14 protein-coding genes are annotated in these 20,337 nt (G+C 69.8%); 7 read left to right on the top strand and 7 right to left on the bottom strand.

Going from position 1 to position 20,337, the window contains the following annotated elements:
* The first annotated feature begins 123 nt into the window (after nucleotides 1-123).
* Both eccCa and HET64_RS05925 read left to right on the top strand, forming a co-directional pair.
* Entirely contained in the window at nucleotides 124-4,092 is a 3,969-nt protein-coding gene (gene eccCa, locus HET64_RS05930) for a type VII secretion protein EccCa (protein WP_215102994.1), read from the top strand.
* A 112-nt stretch (nucleotides 4,093-4,204) separates the two neighbouring features.
* Nucleotides 4,205-4,882 carry a bifunctional 2-polyprenyl-6-hydroxyphenol methylase/3-demethylubiquinol 3-O-methyltransferase UbiG gene (locus tag HET64_RS05925; RefSeq protein ID WP_215102993.1) on the top strand — a complete coding sequence of 226 codons (678 nt, stop codon included), beginning with the start codon at nucleotides 4,205-4,207 and terminating at the stop codon, nucleotides 4,880-4,882.
* A 148-nt stretch (nucleotides 4,883-5,030) separates the two neighbouring features.
* On the opposite strand, the gene HET64_RS05920 is transcribed toward HET64_RS05925, so the two are convergent.
* The 7 genes from HET64_RS05920 to eccB form a co-directional block, all read right to left on the bottom strand.
* Nucleotides 5,031-5,327, bottom strand: a complete 297-nt coding sequence (locus HET64_RS05920; RefSeq protein ID WP_215102992.1) for a WXG100 family type VII secretion target — start codon at nucleotides 5,325-5,327, stop codon at nucleotides 5,031-5,033.
* Nucleotides 5,328-5,363: 36 nt separating this feature from the next.
* The gene (locus tag HET64_RS05915; RefSeq protein WP_215102991.1) at nucleotides 5,364-5,717 is read right to left on the bottom strand and encodes a WXG100 family type VII secretion target; all 354 of its coding nucleotides are present in this window, start codon (nucleotides 5,715-5,717) and stop codon (nucleotides 5,364-5,366) included.
* Between the two features lie 72 nt (nucleotides 5,718-5,789).
* Nucleotides 5,790-7,028 carry a S8 family serine peptidase gene (locus HET64_RS05910; protein ID WP_215102990.1) on the bottom strand — a complete coding sequence of 413 codons (1,239 nt, stop codon included), beginning with the start codon at nucleotides 7,026-7,028 and terminating at the stop codon, nucleotides 5,790-5,792.
* Between the two features lie 28 nt (nucleotides 7,029-7,056).
* Nucleotides 7,057-8,724: a WXG100 family type VII secretion target gene (locus HET64_RS05905; protein ID WP_215102989.1), complete on the bottom strand. Its 1,668-nt coding sequence runs from the start codon at nucleotides 8,722-8,724 to the stop codon at nucleotides 7,057-7,059.
* A complete protein-coding gene (locus HET64_RS05900) occupies nucleotides 8,721-9,188 on the bottom strand; it encodes a hypothetical protein (protein WP_215102988.1) in 468 nt (155 codons plus the stop codon). Before HET64_RS05900 ends, HET64_RS05905 begins: the two co-directional genes overlap by 4 nt.
* Before the next feature lie 162 nt (nucleotides 9,189-9,350).
* Entirely contained in the window at nucleotides 9,351-10,616 is a 1,266-nt protein-coding gene (gene mycP, locus HET64_RS05895) for a type VII secretion-associated serine protease mycosin (protein WP_215102987.1), read from the bottom strand.
* Between the two features lie 13 nt (nucleotides 10,617-10,629).
* Nucleotides 10,630-12,162, bottom strand: a complete 1,533-nt coding sequence (gene eccB / locus HET64_RS05890; protein WP_215102986.1) for a type VII secretion protein EccB — start codon at nucleotides 12,160-12,162, stop codon at nucleotides 10,630-10,632.
* Between the two features lie 183 nt (nucleotides 12,163-12,345).
* Here eccB and eccE point away from each other — a divergent pair, with 183 nt between their 5' ends.
* The 5 genes from eccE (at nucleotide 12,346) to HET64_RS05865 (ending at nucleotide 20,335) form a co-directional block, all read left to right on the top strand.
* Nucleotides 12,346-13,701 carry a type VII secretion protein EccE gene (gene eccE, locus HET64_RS05885; protein ID WP_215102985.1) on the top strand — a complete coding sequence of 452 codons (1,356 nt, stop codon included), beginning with the start codon at nucleotides 12,346-12,348 and terminating at the stop codon, nucleotides 13,699-13,701.
* A complete protein-coding gene (locus HET64_RS05880; protein WP_215102984.1) occupies nucleotides 13,698-14,408 on the top strand; it encodes a hypothetical protein in 711 nt (236 codons plus the stop codon). Before eccE ends, HET64_RS05880 begins: the two co-directional genes overlap by 4 nt.
* An 86-nt stretch (nucleotides 14,409-14,494) precedes the next feature.
* Nucleotides 14,495-14,728 (top strand): DUF397 domain-containing protein, encoded by a 234-nt coding sequence (locus HET64_RS05875; protein WP_003965867.1) that lies wholly within the window; start codon nucleotides 14,495-14,497, stop codon nucleotides 14,726-14,728.
* A gap of 447 nt (nucleotides 14,729-15,175) precedes the next feature.
* Entirely contained in the window at nucleotides 15,176-18,250 is a 3,075-nt protein-coding gene (locus tag HET64_RS05870) for an SCO5717 family growth-regulating ATPase (protein ID WP_215102983.1), read from the top strand.
* A gap of 207 nt (nucleotides 18,251-18,457) precedes the next feature.
* On the top strand, nucleotides 18,458-20,335 hold the full coding sequence (locus HET64_RS05865; protein WP_215102982.1) for an ABC transporter substrate-binding protein: 1,878 nt from the start codon (nucleotides 18,458-18,460) through the stop codon (nucleotides 20,333-20,335).
* Nucleotides 20,336-20,337 lie beyond the last annotated feature (2 nt).

Genomic DNA, 20,337 nt, shown 5'->3' with positions numbered 1-20,337 from the left:
CGTCGCGACACCCTACCGCCATGGGACCGCCGCTACGCCAGTAGGATCCTTCCCGCGGATGGAGCCCGTCGCCACGGGGGCGCCGATAGGAACACTTCCGTCCGGCAAGGGAATTGGTGAGCTGTGAGCCAGATCGTCGTCAAGCGCCCGCCGCGGGCCCTGCCCACCGAAGTGCCGGTCGAGCAGGTGCAGTTGCAACCTCCGCCGGAACTCCCCCGGGGCCAGCAGGAGGGGGCGCTGATGCAGCTCCTGCCGATGCTGGGCATGGGTGGTTCCGTCGTCTTCTTCTTCATGACGCCGAACCCGATCATGCGCATCATGGGCATGATCATGATCGCCTCGACGCTGGCCATGGCCATCGCGATGCTCGTGCGGTACCGACGCGGCACTCAGGGCGAGCTGGCGGACATGCGCCGCGACTACCTGAAGTACCTGACGCAGACCCGGCGCACAGTGCTGAAGACGGCCCGCAAGCAGCGGGACGCGCAGTTCTACCTCCACCCCTCTCCCGAGCAGTTGTGGGCGCTCGTCGCCGAGGGCAGCCGGGTGTGGGAGCGGCGTGCCGGTGACCCGGACTTCGCGCAGGTGCGCATCGGGCTGGGCAGTCAGGAGCTGGCCACGCCGCTCATCGCGCCCGAGACGGCGCCCGTGGACGAGCTGGAGCCGCTGGCCGCCGGGGCGATGCAGCAGTTCCTGGCGACGCACTCCACGCTGGACGGTCTGCCCATGGCCGTCTCGTTGCGGGCGTTCTACCACCTCACGATCAGCGGCCACGCGGATTCCGCGCGCTCCGCGGCGCGGGCCGTGGTCGGCGGGCTGGCCTCTCTCCACTCCCCCCAGGACCTGGTGATCGCGGTCGCGACCGGCGCGGAGGCCGCGCCGCAGTGGGAGTGGGCGAAGTGGCTCCCGCACGCCCAGACCTCCGGGCCCGTGGACGGAGCCGGGAGCCGCCGCCTCATCACCACCAACGCCCTGGCCCTGGAGGAGCTGCTGGCCGGACGCCTGGAGGGCAGGCCCCGCTTCCAGCCGGGCGGTCAGCCACTCATGGAGCAGCCGCACGTCGTAGTGGTCCTGGACGGCGAGTCGGTGCCCCCCATGTCGGTGCTCGCCTCGGCGGAGGGCCTCCAGGGTGTGACGGTCATCGAAGTGGTGCCGGGTGAGGTCACCGGGTCCCGCGGGGGCCTCTCCATCGTGGTGCAGCCGAAGTCGTTGCAGCTGGAGTCGGGCCAGGGGCTCGTCTACGACGGGGTGCCGGACCTGCTGAGCTACGAGGCCGCCGAGGCGCTCGCCCGCCAGCTGGCCCCGCTGCACATGGCCACCGGCGGGGACGACGACGAACCCCTTCTGGCCAACCTGGAGTTCACCGATCTGCTGAACCTGGGGGACGCCGCCTCGATCGAGGTCAGCCGGACCTGGCGGCCGCGATCGCAGGCGGAGCGGCTGCGGGTGCCGATCGGTGTGGGCGAGGACGGCGCGCCCGTGATGCTGGACCTCAAGGAGGCGGCCCAGGAGGGCATGGGTCCGCATGGTCTGTGCGTCGGCGCCACCGGTTCCGGCAAGTCCGAGCTGCTGCGCACGCTGGTGCTCGGTCTCGCCGTGACCCACACCTCGGAGACGCTCAACTTCGTTCTCGCCGACTTCAAGGGCGGCGCGACCTTCGCCGGTATGGCGCAGATGCCCCACGTCGCGGCCGTGATCACCAACCTCGCGGACGACCTGACGCTGGTCGACCGTATGGGTGACTCCATCAGCGGTGAACTCAACCGCCGGCAGGAGATGCTGCGCGACGCGGGCAACTACGCCAACATCCACGACTACGAGAAGGCGCGTGCGGCCGGTGCGCCGCTGCAGCCGATCCCCTCGCTCGTCCTGGTCATCGACGAGTTCAGCGAACTCCTCACCGCCAAACCCGACTTCATCGAGATGTTCGTCCAGATCGGCCGTATCGGCCGTTCGCTGGGTGTGCATCTCCTGCTGGCCTCACAGCGTCTGGAGGAGGGTCGGCTGCGCGGGCTGGAGACGTACCTGTCGTACCGGGTGGGTCTGCGGACGTTCTCGGCGGCCGAGTCCCGGGCCGCGATCGGTGTGCCCGACGCGTACCACCTGCCCAACGTGCCCGGTTCCGGGCTGCTCAAGTTCGGTACGGAGGAGATGGTCCGGTTCAAGGCCGCGTACGTCTCCGGGGTGTACCGCTCGGGCGCGCACCGGGCCGCCGCGCCGGGTGGGCCGCTTCCGGTGGACCGCAGGCCGGTTCCGTTCACGGCCGCTCCGGTTCCGGTGCGGTACGTCCAGCCGGCGGCGGAGCCCGGAGGCGTACCGGATCAGCGCCCGGCGCAGGACGACGCGCTGGCCGACACGGTGCTCGATGTGATCGTGCGCCGTCTGGAGGGCCGCGGGGCCTCCGCCCACCAGGTGTGGCTGCCGCCGCTGGACAATCCGCCGTCGTTGGACGAGCTGCTGCCGGGGCTCTCCCCGGTGCAGGGCCGGGGGCTGACGCAGCCCGGCTTCGAGGGAGCCGGCCGGCTGGTCGTGCCCCTGGGCGTCATCGACAAGCCGTTCGAGCAGCGGCGCGACACTCTCTACCGGGACTTCTCCGGCGCCGCCGGCCATATGCAGATCACCGGAGGGCCGCAGTCGGGGAAGTCGACGCTGCTGCGGACGCTCATCGCCGGCTTCGCGCTCACCCACACGCCGGAGGAGGTCCAGTTCTACGGCCTCGACTTCGGTGGTGGCGGTCTGTCCTCGATCGCGGGTCTGCCGCACGTCGGCGGCGTCGCGTCCCGCCTCGACCCGGAGCGGGTACGCCGTACGGTCGCCGAGGTGTACGGCATCATGGCGCGGCGCGAGGAGTACTTCCGCAGTGCCGGGATCGACTCCATCGCCACGTTCCGCAGGCTGCGGGCGCGCGGTGACATCTCGGTGACGGACCAGCCGTGGGGTGACGTGTTCCTGGTCATCGACGGGTGGGGCAGCTTCCGGACGGACTACGAGGCGCTGGAGACGGCGGCCACGGACATCGCGGCCCGCGGGCTGGGTTACGGGATCCACCTGATCGTCACGGCGTCGCGTTCCATGGAGGTGCGGGCCAGTCTGAAGGACCACCTCATGAACCGCCTGGAGCTGCGGCTCGGCGATGTGATGGACTCCGAACTGGACCGGAAGGTGGCGGCCAACGTGCCCGCCGGGGTGCCGGGCCGCGGCCTGACCCCGGAGAAGCTGCACTTCATGGCGGCGGTGCCGCGGATCGACGGCATCAACTCGGACAGCGACCTCTCGGAGGCCACCGCGGCGATGAACCAGGAGGTCGCCCGGCACTGGACGGCCGCGCCCGCCCCGGCGGTGCGTCTGCTGCCGCGCGCGCTGCCGGCGAGCGAGCTTCCGGCCGGCTACGCGGTACCGGAGCGGGGCGTCGCTTTCGGTATCGACGAGAACAACCTGGAGCCGGTGTTCCTGAACTTCGATCAGGACCCGTTCTTCCTGGCGTTCGGCGAGAGCGAGTCCGGGAAGTCCAACCTGTTGCGGCTGCTCATCAAGCAGCTGACCGAGCGGTACGACGGCGATTCCTGCAAGCTCTTCGTCATCGACAACCGGCGTTCGCTGCTCGATGTGACCCCGCGGTCGCACCTGGCGGAGTACATCCCGATGTCCAACAACATGGAACATCACATGGCGGCGCTGCACGATCTGATGAAGCGCCGCACACCGTCCGCCGACGTCACGGCGCAGGAGCTGCGCGACCAGAGCTGGTGGCAGGGCCCCACGGTGTACGTCGTCATCGACGACTTCGACCTGGTCTCCACGTCGAGCGGCAACCCGCTGTCCGCGATCACGGATCTGCTGCCGTTCGCCCGCGACGTGGGCGTCCGCTTCATCATCGCCCGCAACACGGCGGGGGCCAGCCGGGCCCTGTACGAACCTTTCCTCCAGCGCATGATCGAGCTGGGCGCACAGGGCGTGATTCTGTCGGGCGATCCGAACGAGGGCGACATCCTCGGCAATGTCCGACCGCGCCCGATGCCCACGGGCCGAGGCATCTTCGTCACCCGGCGCCGGGGGAACCCGCTGGTGCAGACGGGGCTGATGGAGGGGTAGCGGCGGGCCTGGAGACGGGCGGGGCGGGGCGACGACGAGGGTCGTCCCCTGCCCCGGCGGCGTCGACGCCGATTCGCCGGGGCGTAACGCGCGGCGAGTTACGGTTCGGTCCATGAGTGATCGATGGGGCGCCGTCGGAGAAAACGCCGGAGACTGCGCCGAAGACAACGCCGGCCGGGCCAGGGGAACCGCCGGGTATGCGCGGGCGGCGGACGTGCTGGCGGTCCAGTACGAGGAAGTCACCTTCGGCGAAGTCCACCGTGCCGTGGTGAGCCTGGTACCCGCCGAGCCTGCCCGGATCCTCGACATCGGCGCGGGCACAGGACGCGATGCTGCCGCGTTGGCGGCGCTGGGGCACAGCGTCGTGGCTGTCGAGCCGACGGCGGAGCTGCGGGGACATGGACAGCGAATCCATGCGGGCAGCGCGATCGAGTGGGTCGACGACGCTCTCCCCACCCTTGTGCTTCACCAGTGCCCGGGCCGGTTCGACGCGGTCTTCGCCACCGCGGTGTGGATGCACCTGGACGCCGAGGAACGCGGACGGGCGATGGCCAGGATCGCCGCCCTGCTGATGCCTGACGGCCGGTTCTTCGTCAACCTCCGGCACGGGCCCGTGCCCGATGGCCGTCACATGTTCGACGTGTCCGCTGCGGAGACAGTCGAGCTGGGGGCCGCACACGGCTTGCAGCCACTCCTGAGCAGCGAGCGTTCCGATCTCCACGGCCGCGACGAGGTCCGGTGGAGTTCTCTCGTGCTCCAGGCGAAGGACTCGCGCACCACACTCGGCTGAGTGGTAACCCCGGGCGAGGGTCCTGGTTCTTGAAGGCGTCGGGTCACGTCGGGACACGGCTCAGGGTGGACACCTCCCGCGCGTGTCCACCCTGATGTGCAGTGCAGTGCTGCGTTTGTGGTGCCTTTGGCGCAGTGGTCGAACTTCGTCAGAAGTTCGCTGCCGCCCGCTTGTCACCGCTGCGGTAGATGGGCGACGCCTCGCTGACCTTCCTGGCGATCTCGTCGAGGTTGCCGCGGATGGCGTCGGCGTCCGTCCTCCACCTTTCCTGCGCGGCGGTGTAGGCCTGCTTGGCCTCTCCCTCCCACACTTCCGAGACCTTCGAGATCATGGCCTGGATCTCCTTGAGGTCCATGTCGAGCTGCTTGGCCTGCTTCTTGATCTCACCGGCCGCGAGATCAAGGCTCGCGTAAGTGACGACCGTCGTACCGTCGTTGTTTCCCATGCGGTCCTCCGCTGCTTTCGAGTTACGGAATAGGGGTCAGAAGCTGTTCAGGCTGGACGACTGTTCCTTCGCGCTGGTGTTGTGGCCGTCAACCACGTCCACACCCGCGAGGGCCTGGCGGATCTCGTCCTCGTTGTCGCCCGAGATGGTACGGGCGGCCTTGATGGACTCCTGGAAGCGGACCAGCTGCTTGGCCAGGCTGACCATGCGGTTGTTGATCTCGGTCTGCTTCTGGTTGAAGTGGTTGGCGCCGATGCCCTTCCACTTGCCTTCGAGGTTGTCGATCGTCGCGTGGAGCTGCCGGAGCTGCCCCTTCACCGAGTCGAACTTGATGCTGAGGTCACCCTCCAGCTTCAGAAGCGCGGCATCTGAGACCTTCTGATCTGCCATGGTTCTCTTTCCCTTTCGGTTGGTTCTGCAAGGCCGGCATGGGTCGCCGGCCGGTACATGCGGAACGTGCGGTCAAGCGGCCTTACGCCTGCGGACCACGGCGTAGGCCACTCCTCCGAGCACGACCACAACTGCGGCCACTCCGAGGATCAGGCCCAACTGGCTCTCGTCCCCCGAGGACTTGGTCTCTTCCGCCGCCACGGGCTTGTCGCCCTCCGTGCCGTTCTTGGCGGGCTGCGGCGAGGCGGAGCCGGCGGGCTTCTCGGACGAGTCGGCGGGGCCGGTCGTCCTCTCCTTGGTGAGCGGGCTGATGTCCGGGTCGCCGGGGTCGCCCTTGCCCTTGAGGACGTTCATCGAAGGGCGGATCAGACCGTGACCGAGGTACTTGCTGGTCTCGCCCTTCTTCCAATCACGGCCGGCCGTGTCGAAGAGGACGTTGAGCACCTGGTTGGCGGTCCAGTCGGGGTGGAGGGACCAGACGAGGGCGGCGGAGGCGGAGGCGATGGCGGCCGCCGCACTGGTTCCGCCGTCGCCGTCGCAGTAACTCTTGAAGGAACTGTCGCACCACCCGGGAACGTCGCTCCCGGGTGACGCGACATCTACCGAACCCGAGTGCTGCGAATAGTAGGAGACTTTCCCCTTGCGATCCGCCGAGGCAACACCTACTACCTCGGGGTACGAGGCCGGATAAACTCGCTTGTTCGACTCATGCCCCTCGTTTCCGACGGAGGCAAGGAACAACTTCCCTTTGCTTTCGGCATACTTGACCGCTTCACGATTCGAATCCAGATAGCGGGAACTACCGAAAGACATGCTGATGATATGCGCATCAGTTTCGGCCGCAGCTCGGATAGCTTTCGCAGTGTCACTGAAGATGGTGGAGTTCTTCTTCATGAATTCGCCGTCACTCATGCGCACAGGGATGATCTTGGATCCCGGGGCAAGCCCCTTCAGGCCGCCTTCCTTACCTGTCCCGGCGATCAGCTCAGCCATCGTCGTGCCGTGACCGTGGTAGTCGTCGGTTTCGTCGCCCGGTGCTCCGGTTACGTCGACACCCTTGAGAACTTGTCCCTGGAGCGACGGCGTGGACGGGTTCACACCCGTGTCGATGACAGCGACTTTGATGCCTTCCCCGGTCGTGACCTTCCACATGTCCTCAGCCTGCATCGCGCTGAGATACCACTGCTTCGCCTGTGTGTCGGCGGCGGCAGGCTGCGCCGCAGCCACGAAGACCACGCTCCACGAAGCGGCCACGGCCAGCGCGCCGAGCACACGCACGCGCCTCTGAGCTCGGCCCATTCCTGCTGTCATCCCGACTTCCGTACCTTCCCTGGGGCTGCTACTCGACCACCGGCGGCACGGCCCCGCGCCGCCCGGCATTCCACGTCTCTTCGTCTTCCGTCAGGTAGTCGGGACGGGTCGAACCGTTGTCATCGTCCTCCCGGCCGGGTTTCTGCCGACCGGCAGGACCACGTACGAGCCCTGCCCCGCCAGATGTGAACCCCTTGGCGTTCGAGCCGGCGCCGGCAGCCTTGCGGGGAGCACCCACGACTCCGTTCGCGCCCGAAGTCTGAGCGGGGCGACCACCGGGCCGGGAGGTGGCAGCTGCTGCCCCGCGCCCTCCGATCACTCCCCGCTGGCCGGAGGCTCCGGCAGAAGCTCTGCCCTGTTGCGCGTTCTGGGGAGTTCCTCCGACGATGCCGGTTCTACCTCCCGCACGAGGTCCGCCCACTGTGGACGTCCCCCCCTGGCCGGTGATCGACCGTCCGCTCGAAGGAGTGGAACGGCCGGTGATCGGCGACTGCGGGCCGACCGGCGCGCGGCCTGTGGACGTTCCTCCACCCCCCATGGGGCTGGGGCGTCCGACCGGAGGCCCGCCACCAGGTCCCTTGGCCACGGGGCCTCCCCCTGTGGGCTGCGCCTTGCCCGCGCCCAGGCCGGTCTGGTTCACCATCCGTTGCGTTGGAGGCCCTGCCGTACGCGACGGGTTTCCCTGCATGGTGTTCATGAAGGGGGGCGGCACTGCAGTCGGCGGCATCCCTGTCGGACCCGTCGTGGGCGTGGGCGACGGCAGCGGAGGCGTACTGGTCACCGTCAGCGGAGCCTTGGGAGGCGCGACGCTGTTGATTTCCGTAGCCGTTCCCCTGTCCGGCAAGGGCACGGAGCTGGGAACCTCAGTCTGTACCCGGTTGGCTGCGGCTACTGAAGCAGAGTCCCCCGCTACGGAGCGGCCTGAAGACACTGGGGCGGTACTGCTGCCGAGGGCCTCGGAGCCGTCGCTGGGAGTCCGGGACGAGGGCCCTTCGATGGGGCCCTGGTACGGCCTCGGCATGTCGATATCAAGGTTCTTCCCGAACCGTGGCGGCTCCTGCCCCGCCAGTACCTCCTCGGAGACCGAGTAGTACGACGCCAACCGGTTGATCTGGTTGATGGCTTCCTGGCGGTTCTTCTCCACCTCAAGCGCGGCCGCGTACTGCGGGTTGGTCTCCGTCCGGGCCGGGAACAGGATGTCCTTCACGTCCGTCTGGATCATCCGGCGGTCGCGCGGCGGCATGGCGCTCTTCACCGACGCCAGGCCGGTGCCCGCGACCGTGATCTGGGTGCCGGCCGAGTCCGCGAAGTCGCCCAGTTTCTCGGCGTGGGCGACCAGGCCCGTTCCGAAGGCTCGGAAGGCCGTGCCGGACTCGCCCTGCCAGTCGACCCCCTTGAGGTGGTCCTTCAGTTCCTTCGCCGCGCGCCGGATGGCGTCCCTGGCCTTCCAGAGGGCCTCGCCCGCGCTCTCCAGGTGCTCCGGGTTGGTGTTCTCCACCATGTCGATGAGGGCGTTGAGCTGGTGTCCCTCGAAGGAGGTACGGCCCCCGGTGCGGGGGTTGCCGAAGCCGAAGGACTCCATGACCCGGCCGGCCGTCTCGGTCATGTCCGTGACGACGATCTGGGTCTGGACCCGTCCCTCGTCCTGCTTCGACTGCTCGGCAGGCGTCAGGTCCTGCTGCTTCTCGTCGCTCATTCCGCTGCCCACCCGGAGTCCGACTGCTTGTCGTTGTTGTCCTGCTCGGACTTCGCGTGCTTCTCGCGCTCCGCGTCCATCCGCGTCTGAATCGCGTAGAACCGCCGCCTGATGTCGTCCTCGACGTTGTCGAAGCCGACGGCCGCCGCGTGCACGCCCAGGCTCAGGTACTCGATCTGGTCGCCGAGGGACTTGGAGAGCGAGACGAGGGAAGAATGGACCCGGTTGTACTGGGTGTAGAGGCCGTCCGCCTCGGCGAAGCGTGCGTTCGGGCCGCTCAGTGAGGCCCGCGAGACCTTCTGGTCGGCGACTTTCGTCTTGCTGGCCGCCGAGCCCTCGAAGTCCGCCAGCAGGGCGTCGACACGACTCTTGAACTTCTCCAGCGCACCCACTCCGCGCCTGATGTCACCCGTACCGCCACCGCCACCTGGATCGGTCACAATGCCGTCCTCCCCGTTCCGCATCCCCGTTTGCTCGGTTCGTCCCGCGTTGCTATCGCACTGACGCGGTCCGATCCGATCTCATCCCGACAACTCTAGTCACTGCGTACGACAGCGCCAATCGACTTGAGAGTCACGTGACTTGTCTCATGACCTACTCTTCACTGTTCTTCACCGTTCCCGTCGTTATGCCTCGCCCGCCAGGCGCCCCGCGCGTCTCCGGTTGTCCCGTACCGCCACGGCCGTACCCGCGATGGCCGCCACCAGGACGCCGCCGCCGACCATGACGTACGTCGCCAGGCGCGCGTTCCGCTCGTCGGCCGTTTCGCCCAGGTGGAGTTCGGCGGGGGTGGGGGCTTTGCCCTTGCTCACCCCTTCGCTCGCCACCGGGCGGTCGATCGGCTTGTCGTCCTCGGTGAGGGCGCGTACCGGGTCGACCACACCCCAGCCGACCAGGATGTCGTGGCCCGCCACCGAGCGTTCCGCCGTCTGCTGCATCTGCGCGACGATCTGCTCCCGCGTCCAGTCGGTGTGCTTCGCCTTGATGAGGGCGGCGACTCCGGCGACGTACGGGGCGGAGAAGCTGGTTCCGTTGTCGGCGCAGTGTCCGCCGCCGGGCACCGTGGAAACCATGTCCACGCCGGGGGCGGCGATGCCGACGAAGTCGCCGGACTGCGAGAAGGCCGCCCGTTCGTTGTTCCGGTCCGAGGAGGCGACGGCGAGGACACCCTTGAAGGACGCCGGGTAGGTCTCCTTGACGTTGCCGCCGAGCCCGTCGTTGCCGGCGGAGGCGACGACCACGACGTCCCGGGCGAGGGCGTTGTCCACGGCCTGCCGCAGTGCCGCGGACGGCTTCACGGCGTCCGCGGTGTCCTGGGAGATGTTGATGATGTCCGCGTCCGCCTCGTTGGCGGCGTATTGGATCGCTCGGGCGAGGCTGTCGGCCGTTCCGTGGCCCTCGGCGTCGTTCTGCTGGATCGGGATGATCGTCGCGTCGGGGGCCAGGCCGCTGAAGCCCGTGCCCTTCATCTCGCGCGCGGCGATGATGCCGGCGACTTTGGTGCCGTGCCCCACGGTGTCCGTGGTGCCGTTCTCCTTGCCGCGTTCGATCTTCGTTCCGTCGTCGTTCTTGAGGCCCTTCGGCAGGAAGTTGCGGCCCGCCCCGGTGTCGACGGCGGGCTTGAGCTGTTTGTTCCTGACGTCGACTCCGGTGTCGATGACGGCTACGCGTACACCCTTGCCGGTGGACTGCTTCCACACCTCGTCCAAGAGGACGCGTTGCAACGCCCAGGGCCGGCCCGGGTAGTTCTTCGAGGGGAACGTGCACTGGGTCGAGTCGTCCGCGGCCGCCGGGAGTACCGGCAGGGTGACGACGAGGACAGCCGCAGCCGCCGTGGCGGTGAGCAGGCGGCGGGCCGGGCCGTGGTGGTGGTCGTGGTCGTGGGTCGCCATGTCCGTGCCCCGCTCACGAACCCTGCGGCTGGCTGGCCGCGCCGGTGGAGAGCCGGGGGCCGGTCGGCAGGAGGGCGGACCAGACCGCCGGTACGGGGTTGGGGTCGACGTCCTTGTAGCCCAGCCGGTTCTGCGCCTGCTGTGCCTCCTCCTGCTGGGTCTCCCGCTCCTTCTTCGAGCCGGATTCGCCGATGCCGGAGTCGCCCTGGCCACTGTCGCTGTTGGACTGCATCGCGTAGCGCAGGCCGGTGTCGGTGACCAGGAACAGGAAGCCGGCGCTGGTCGTGGAGCCCTTGAACTGGCGGAAGAACTCACCCGATCCCGGCGTGACGTAGGCGCTGCTGGAGCCGGTGGGGAGCGTCGCGGGGAAGCCCGTACCCACCCAGGTGCTCAGCGTGGTGACGCCACTGTCCGCGTCGACGCCGCGCAGTACGTTGCACACGGTGTTTCGGCTGCCCTTCTTGACGTCCGGGGAGTTGACGGGTTCGGGCTTGCTGACCGGCCAGTCCCTCTTCTGGTTGAAGGGGGCACCCGGTTCGAGTTCGGCGGCGCTGACCGGCTTGGCGTTGCCCGCCTGCTTGAGGTTCACCAGCTGCCGGCTGCTGAGCAGGAGCTTGGCGGTGAAGTCCGAGACGGGGGCGACCCTGCCCGGCAGGACGACGTAACTCTGGGTCCTGGTTCCCGCCGTGGCGGTCAGGACCATGCCGACCCGGTTCGTCCGCTCGTCGAGCGTGCCGGGGGCGCCCGCGGGGGACCCGGGGGTGCCGTCCACGGTCGGGAAGGTGATCGGCGCTCCGGTGTGGAGCGTGGCCAGCCAGGCGGCCGAGACCCGTTGGGGCTTGGCGTCCTGGCCGACCAGGGTGCGCAGGAGCAGTTCGTCCTTCTGGACGGGGTAGGCCTTGCCGGCGGCGTCCACGATGTAGCGGGTCCGGTCCGGTCCTGGTCCCTCGATGTACATCAGCTCACCGCCCCCGAGGGCGTTCTTGCCCTCGGTCTTCTTCTCCTCGCGCTCGGCGAAGATGAAGGTCGCCTTCTGGATGGCCCTGCCGCCCTCGCCGGGCCGCTCGCAGACCGCCCAGCGCTTGGCCGCGCCCGCTGCCTTGGCGTCGGGCAGCCGATCGGGGGCGTACGGGATACCGAGCGTCGCACCGTGCGGAATCTTGCCGCTGTCCAGGACCGACTCGTTGACGTTGACGACGGTGCCCTTGTCCGGGGCGAGCAGGAGCTTGGCCGAGGCCATGTTCAGGACGGGGTGCAACTGCTTCTTGCCGTCGGTCTCCAGCACCACGTAGCGGGTGGTGGATTTGCTGGCGATGATGACGTGTTCCTTGGCGGCGTCCCACTTCTGGGGGGCCACCGGCTTGAACATGCCCCAGGCGCCGAAACCGGCGAGAACCACTACGGCGACGATGGCCCCGGGCAGTACCGCGCGCAGCGGTTTGGGGGCGCCTTCCTCGGAACCTGTGGGGTTGGGTTGCAGGAACTGTGCGATCAACCTCCGCTTCGCAAAGGTATAGGCGTTGAGCTCATCCCGCCGTGATGCCATGTGTCCGCTGACCCTTCTCCCCAGTGATCGAACAGGGTCCCACGCGCACCGTCGGCCCCCGCTGCCGTACCGCGCCCCTACTATGCCTGCTGGGGTTCCGCTACCTGTGCTCAGGTAGGGTGACGACCCGATCAACACCCGTGTAAAAAGCGGTGAATACGGACACGAGGGGGCAACGCGGCGATGGGTGCAGCTACGCGCGAGCGTACCGGGCGGGCCGGCCGTCGAACCTCCGGGACTTCCCGGAGGCAACGTAGCAACGAGTCGCCCGCGACGCCCCCCGCCCAGCCCTCCGGCACCTCCGGTCCGAACGCCCCCGCCGCGACGACGCTGCGTTCGATCTCGCGGACCGACCGGGTGCGCCCCGTGCTTCGGCAGATGGTGATCGTCGAGGTGGGCCTCGTGATCGCCGCCGTGGGCGCGGCGCTCGGTGGCGCCTGGCTGATCCCGTCGCTCGTGGTGCTCTGTCTGCTGGTCGCCCTCGCGGTGGTACGCCGACGGGGCCGCGCGCTCCAGGACTGGGTGTCGGGGGCCCTCGGGCTCCGGGCCCGGCGCCGCTCCGCGGCCACGCCGCCCTCGGACGCCGAGCCGATGCTGGCGCCGGTCGCCGAGAACGTACCCGGCTTCGGCCCGCAGGTGTATGTGGACCGGGCCCACCGGACGGTCGGCATGCTCGGCGACGGCACGTTCCTGACGGCCGTGGTGCGGGTGGAGGCGAGCGGCGAGTCGCTGAGGCCCGCGTTCGGCGCCCGGTCGCTCCCGCTGTCGCTGCTGGGCGACGCCCTCCAGGTCGACGACATCGTGCTGGAGTCGGCGCAGTTGGTGCAGCAGGTGCGGTGCGCGCCGGCCCCTCATCTGCCGCAGCAGTCGGTGGCCCGGCTCAGTTACGCTCCGTTGCAGGACCAGACCGGTGCGCCCGCCCTGCGGATGACGTGGGTGGCGGTGAAGCTGGATCCCGAGCTGTGCCGTGAGGCCATCGACGCGCGCGGCGGCGGGCTGGAGGGTGCGCAGCGCTGCCTGGTGCGGGTCGCGGACCATGTGGCGAGCCGGATCACGGGCGCCGGTTTCCAGGCCGCGGTGCTGGACCAGGAAGAGTTGAACTCCGCCGTGGCCACCTCCGCGTGCGCCAATCCCATCCTGTCGGGGCGGGCGGGCCGGCCGGATGCCGCTCCGCAGCGGCGCACGATGGAGACGTCCCGGGTCTGGCGGTGCGACGACCGCTGGCACACCACGTACGCGGTGGACCGCTGGCCCGAGTTGGGCCGGGGCGCGACGCCGCTGCCGCAGTTGGTCGCGCTGCTGACCTCGGTGCCGGCGTACGCGACGACGTTCAGCCTGACGGTGCGCCGCGGGGTGCGCCAGGGTTCGACGAGCGTGGCCGGGCATGTGCGGGTCACCGGCGGTTCGGACACCGAACTGATCGGTGTGAGAAGGACGTTGGAGCAGGCAGCCCGGCACGCCAAGGTGGGGCTGGCACGACTGGACCGCGAGCAGTTGCCGGGCGTCCTGGCCACGCTCCCGCTGGGAGGCGCACAGTGAGCAACCGGACCGAGCCCCGGCGCGGGCTGCGCGGCCCCCGGCACGCGGGTCACACCGTGGCCGCGGACCACCTGGGGGCGTTGTCCCTGCCGGTCGGCGACGACGGCGTGATCATCGGCAACGACGCGAACAACAAGCCGCAGCTGATCGGCTTCCACCGACCGGTGCCGTACGACGTCACGCTGATCGGCGGGCTGTGGACGGCACAGGTCCTGGCGCTGCGGGCGGCGGGCACCGGTGCCCGGGTGGCGGTCGAGACCGGTCGTGTCCAGGCCTGGACCACGCTCGCCCAGGCGGCGGGCGCCGGGCTGGAGTGCGTGTCGCTGTACGACGTGGGCCGTGTTCCGCCGACGGGAGCGACCGTGGGCAGCCCCGTGGTCGTCGTGCGGGACTGCGGCATGCGCCCGCCGCGCGGCCGGGTGGTGTCCTCGCCGTGGCAGTCCGTGCTGACGCTGCTTCCTTATCTGAGCCCTGTCGCACCGCGCTTGATGCGGTCGTCCGCGCTGGTGGGCATCCAGCGGGTTTCGCCCGGCGAGGCCGAGCAGATCGGCCGGATCCTGGGACTGGCGCGCGCCGAGTACGAGGCGCTGCCCACCCTGGCGGACGGTGTCACCCTCTGGGTGGCGGGGCGCGAGCACCATTGGGTGATGACGAACGCCACGGACGCGGAGACCGGACTGCTGGGCACAGCTCGCCGGATGGACTGATTCCTGCACCGTTCGGCCCACGAACACCCCTCCCTCCGGGGAACATGGACCACGCACCGAATCCGTTCGATCGAAGGGACGCCGTCATGGGCACCCAGCAGGAGAAGGACGAGCTCTACGCTCTCGACATCTCGGATGTGACGTGGCTCAGCGCGCCCGGCACCGAGGAGGCCGAGGAGCGGGTCGAGATCGCGCATCTGCCGGGCGGCGCCGTCGCCATGCGCTCCTCGCTGGACCCGGACACCGTCCTGCGGTACACGGAGGCGGAGTGGACGGCGTTCGTCCTGGGCGCTCGCGACGGTGAGTTCGACCTCACTTAGGTCTCCTCACCTAGGCCCCCCTCACACAGATCCCTCGCACAGGTCCGGCGGCACGCGGGTTCGGCGTCGCACAGGCTCGGTCCCCCGGGTTCAGTCCCCCGGGTCCGGTCCCGCGGAGGCGCGGAGCGCCGCGAAGGGGGGGCCGCCCGAGTGAGCTTTCCCGCTTCACGCTGTACGCGTATGGCACGGATTGACCGTCTCGTCGCCCCCTTTCCTTCGCACGTCGTTCACCGGGGTGTGACACATGGCCCGTGGGGCGGGGTTTGCCGTGCCCTACGCCCTGCCTGAGTTCACCGGATGGCGATTAGGGTGGGTGGGGCGCGGCAGAAGAAACCTGCGAGCAGGTGATGCGCGTCGCAAGGGGGAGAGCCGGGCGTACCGGCACATCGGGAACGGTCGCCCCCACCCACCACGGCACAAGGGTGCTCGACCACACCAGGAGGCAAAGTGAACGGCGATCGGAACGAGATCCGCGGCGGATGGGACATGCCCGTCGACGAGTCGTCCGACGCGGATCCCGCCGAGATGACGGGTGAGTTCACCATCGACTACACCCCTCCCGCCTGGTACACGCAGAACGCGGCGGGGGACTCGTCGGGAGGAGCGGGCTCACACCTGGCGCCGCCTCCGCCGCCGGTCGGGGCGCCCCTGCCCTCGCCCGACCTGTCGGCGACGCCGGGCGGCTTCGACCCCAACTGGGCGCCCGCCCCTCCGGCGCACGCCGAGCCGGCCGTCCCGGCGGCTCCGGAGGCCCCGGTCTCCCCCGCCGTACCGGAGACGCCGTACGCTCCCGCTCCGCACACGCAGGCTCCGCACGTCCAGGCTCCGGACGCCCCCGCTCCGCACACACGGGCGCAGGACGCTCCGGCCACCGCTCCCGCGGCCGACAGCGGGGATGCCGGTCCGTTCGGCGGCGGTGACGTGGAGAGCGGTTCGACGATGCGGTTCTCGCCCGCCGCGCTCAAGCGGGAGATCGCGGAGCGCGAGGCGGAAGCCGCGGCCGGTTCTACCGAAGGGGCGGGTTCCGGGGCTGCCGCGGACGGCCTGTCCGGTGCGGGATCGACGACGGACGACGGGAAGCCCGACGCTCTCGCCTCCGGTTCGGGCTCCGAGGACGCTTCCCCGTCCGTTACGTCCTCCACGTCATCCACGTCCTTCGATACGTCTTCCGAGCCGGGCGCCTCATCCCTTCCCCCGCTCGCCGACACGGACTCCGAGGCCGTCTCCCGTACGGAAGCGGGCTCGGCGGATTCCGAGGACGGCGGCACGGCCGGAGCGAGCACCGACGAGACCCCGGGCCTCGATGGCGTACCCGCTCCCGCCCCCGAAGGCGTTACGGGCACGGGCGCGCAGGATGTCGTACCCCTGGACGCGGGTCCCCAGGGCGTCGCGCCCCAGGACGTACCGCCTCCCGTCGCCGAAGCCCCGCAGGCCGCCGCCGCACCGGTGCCGTGGTCGCCGCCCGCACAGGGGGGCGCGCTGCCGCCGCTGCCGCCCACCTTCCAGCCGGCCGCTCCGGGGCCCTCCGCGCCGCAGCCCGCGGCGCAGTGGCCCGGTTCCGCCCCGGCGAACGAGGCGCCCGGCGGCTATGGCTTCCCGCAGACGGGACAGCCGCCGCAAGCACCTCAGTCTCTCCAGCCCCCTCACGCACCCCAGGCTCCCCATCAGCCGCACCAGCAGCAGCCGTTCCCCGGTCAGCAGGGTCAGCACGGCCCCGGAGCACCGCTGCCGCCTCATGCGCACCCGCAGGCCCCCCAGGGCGCGGGCGGGTACGGCTTCCCGCCGCAGGGCGGCTACGGCTTCCCGCAGCCCGGCCACCCGGGTCAGCCGGGCCACCCGGGTCAAGCGCCCAACGCGCCGCAGCCGCACGCGCCCTTCCCGGCCCAGGCTCAACCGCCGCAGCAGCAGCAACAACCGCCTGTCGACCCGCGTATGGGCGGAGCCTGGCCCACCCCGGTCGCGCACGACCAGCGCGAGCGGTCGGTGCCCGGCGCCCCGCTCGGGTACACGGCGGCGGTCGAGCTCTCCTCCGACCGGCTGGTGCGGGGCAAGCAGAAGGCCAAGAGCAGCCGTAACCCCTCCGCCGCCTCCCGGTTCAAGCTGGGCGGCAAGAAGGAGGAGGCCGAGCGGCTGCGCAAGCTGGAGCTGATCCGCACCCCGGTGCTGTCCTGCTACCGGATCGCCGTCATCAGCCTCAAGGGCGGTGTCGGCAAGACCACCACGACGACCGCGCTGGGTTCGACGCTGGCCACCGAGCGGCAGGACAAGATCCTCGCCATCGACGCCAACCCGGACGCCGGCACACTGGGCCGACGGGTGCGCCGCGAGACCGGGGCGACCATCCGCGACCTGGTGCAGGCGATCCCGTACCTCAACTCGTACATGGACATCCGGCGTTTCACCTCGCAGGCGTCCTCCGGTCTGGAGATCATCGCCAACGACGTGGACCCGGCGGTCTCCACGACGTTCAACGACGAGGACTACCGGCGCGCGATCGAGGTGCTCGGCAAGCAGTACCCGATCATCCTCACCGACTCGGGCACCGGGCTGCTCTACAGCGCGATGCGCGGGGTGCTCGACCTCGCCGACCAGCTGATCATCATCTCGACGCCCTCGGTCGACGGCGCGTCCAGCGCGTCGACGACGCTGGACTGGCTCTCGGCGCACGGCTACGCCGACCTGGTGCAGCGTTCGCTGACCGTCATCTCCGGGGTTCGCGAGACCGGAAAGATGATCAAGGTGGACGACATCGTCCAGCACTTCGAGACGCGCTGCCGCGGAGTCGTCGTCGTGCCGTTCGACGAGCACCTGGCGGCGGGCGCCGAGGTCGACCTCGACATGATGCGGCCCAAGACCCGTGAGGCGTACTTCCACCTCTCGGCGCTGGTGGCCGAGGACTTCGCCCGGGCCCAGCAGCAGCAGGGGCTGTGGACGGGGGACGGCCAGAACCCGCCGCCGCAGTTCGCCCCGCCGATGCCCGGGCAGCAGGGCTACCCGGCGCCGGGACAGCCGATGCCGGGACAGCCGATGCCGGGTCAGCCGGGCGCCCCCGGTCAGCACGTTCCCGGACAGCAGATCCCCGGTCAGCAGTTCCCGGGCCAGCAGCCGTACGCACCGCAGCAGCCTGGCCCCGGCCGGCCCTACCCGCAGCAGCCGCAGCACCCCGGGCACCCCCAGCCGGGGCAGCAGGGGCAGCAGGGGCAGCAGGGGCAGCAGCAGCCCTACGCCCAGCAGCAGCCCTACGGTGGACAGCCGCCGTACGGGGGATATCAGGCGGCAGGTCAGCCGGGTGGGCCCTACGCCCAGCAGGGGGCACCGGGCGGACCGCAGAACGGGTGGCTCCAGGCGCCTCCCCCGCAGGCCGGGCCGGGTGCGCCCGGGGCCGGTGTGCCGCAGCAGGCGCAGCCGGAGCAGCAGGGCGGGCAGGCCAACCCGGCAGGCCAGCCCGAGTTGCAGGGTCCGGTGCCTCCCGCCGGCTGGCAGCAGACGCCTCCGCAGCCGCCGCCGGAGCCCCAGCAGTAGGGCCGAAGTGGTTGAGACCAATGAGGGCCGATGAAGGGCCCGTACCGCTCGCGCGGTGCGGGCCCTTCCGCTATTCCCGCAGCCCACACGCTGTTTGACTGACCGTTGACGAGCCTCGACCACCGCTGATAAACCTTCGCTTCACCAACTGGCGAACCAGAGATCTACCCGCCTTCTTCAGCGAGTGATGACGCGAGGTCCCCGTCCATGGTCACTAGAGTTCCCCACCACTCCACCCGGCCACGCCGACGCCTGCGCCTCCTGCTGGCCTCCGGCCTGGCCGCCCTGGCACTCACCGCCGGATCCGTCGTACCCGGAAACCTGCTCGCGCCCGCCCCCTCCGAGGCGCGTGCGGACGACGGGAAGACGACGCTCACGGTCGCCGTCGCGCAGAGCGTCGACTCGCTCAGCCCGTTCCTGGCGCAGCGGCTGCTCAGCACGAGCGTCCTGCGGCTGATGTATGACTTCCTCACCAACTACGACCCCAAGGACAACAAGGCGGTCCCGGGCCTCGCCACCGCGTGGGAGCCCTCCGCGGACAAGCTGACGTGGACGTACACGATCCGCTCGGACTCGAAGTGGTCCGACGGGCAGCAGGCCACCGCCGAGGACGCGGCCTGGACGTTCAACAAGATGATGACGGACGAGGCCGCCGCGACCTCCAACGGCAGCTTCGTCGGCAACTTCGAGAAGGTGACCGCGCCCAGCAAGGACAAGCTGGTCATCACGTTGAAGGAGCCGCAGGCCACGATGGCCGCGCTCGATGTGCCGATCGTCCCGAAGCACCTCTGGGAGAAGGTCGGCGACTTCTCGAAGTTCAACAACGACAAGGAGTTCCCCATCGTGGGGAACGGTCCGTTCATCGTGACGGACTACAAGGTCGACAGCTATGTGAAGCTGAAGGCCAACAAGGACTTCTGGCGCGGGTCCCCCAAGTTCGACGAACTGGTCTTCCGCTACTACAAGGACCAGGACGCGGCCGTGGCCGCCCTGCGCAAGGGCGAGGTGTCCTTCGTCGCGGGCAGCCCCAGTCTGACCCCGGCCCAGTCCGCCTCGCTGGAGAGCGCCCCCGATATCAAGGTGAACGACGCCCCGGGCCGCCGCTTCTTCGCGCTCGCCGTCAACCCCGGCGCCCGCACGAAGGACGGACAGAAGTTCGGCGACGGGCACCCTGCGCTGCTGGACCAGAAGGTGCGGCACGCGCTGTTCATGGCGGTCGACCGCAAGACCATCATCGACAAGGTCTTCCAGGGCCACGCCGTCGTGGGCGAGGGCTACATCCCGCCGCGCTTCGGTGACTACTTCTGGAAGCCGTCGGCGGACCAGAAGCTGGCCTACGACCCGGCGAAGGCCGCGGCCCTGCTGGACGAGGCCGGGTACCAGAAGAACGGGGCGGGCAAGCGCGTCGGCAAGGACGGCAAGCCGCTCGACTTCCGCATCCTCTGCCACGCCACCGACCCCAACGACAAGGCGATCGGCAAGTACCTCCAGGAGTGGTGGGGCGAGCAGGGCATCGGGCTGAAGGTCGACTGCCTCGACAACGTTTCCGACCCCTGGTACGCCGGTGAGTACGACCTCGCCTTCGACGGCTGGTCCGTCAACCCCGACCCCGACTTCGTCCTGTCGATCCACACCTGCGATGCCCTGCCGGCCAAGGCGAAGGAGACGGCCTCGACCGACAACTTCATCTGCGACAAGCAGTACGACGAGCTCTACAAGAAGCAACTGGCCGAGTACGACCCCGCCAAGCGGGCGGATCTGGTCAAGCAACTGGAGTCACGGCTGTACGACACCGGGTACATGAACGTCATGGCGTACCCGAATGCCGTCGAGGCCTACCGCACCGACCACATCGAGTCCATCACCACCATGCCGTCGGCCGCGGGCAACATCTACGGCCAGGACGGCTACTGGAGCTGGTGGTCGGCGGTCCCGGCCGCCGGGGCCTCCTCGTCCGGTTCCTCCGACTCCGGTGGCAGCTCCACCGGGGTGCTCATCGGGGTCGGGATCGCCGTCGTCGTCCTCGCCGGTGGCGGACTCCTGTTCGCCATGCGTCGCCGCTCCACCGCGGAAGACCGTGAATAGTC

Source organism: Streptomyces sp. McG3 (genome assembly GCF_018619185.1).
GTDB lineage: Bacteria > Actinomycetota > Actinomycetes > Streptomycetales > Streptomycetaceae > Streptomyces.
The sequence above is the reverse complement of the archived record's forward strand: the minus strand, read 5'-3'. Positions and strand labels throughout refer to the sequence as shown.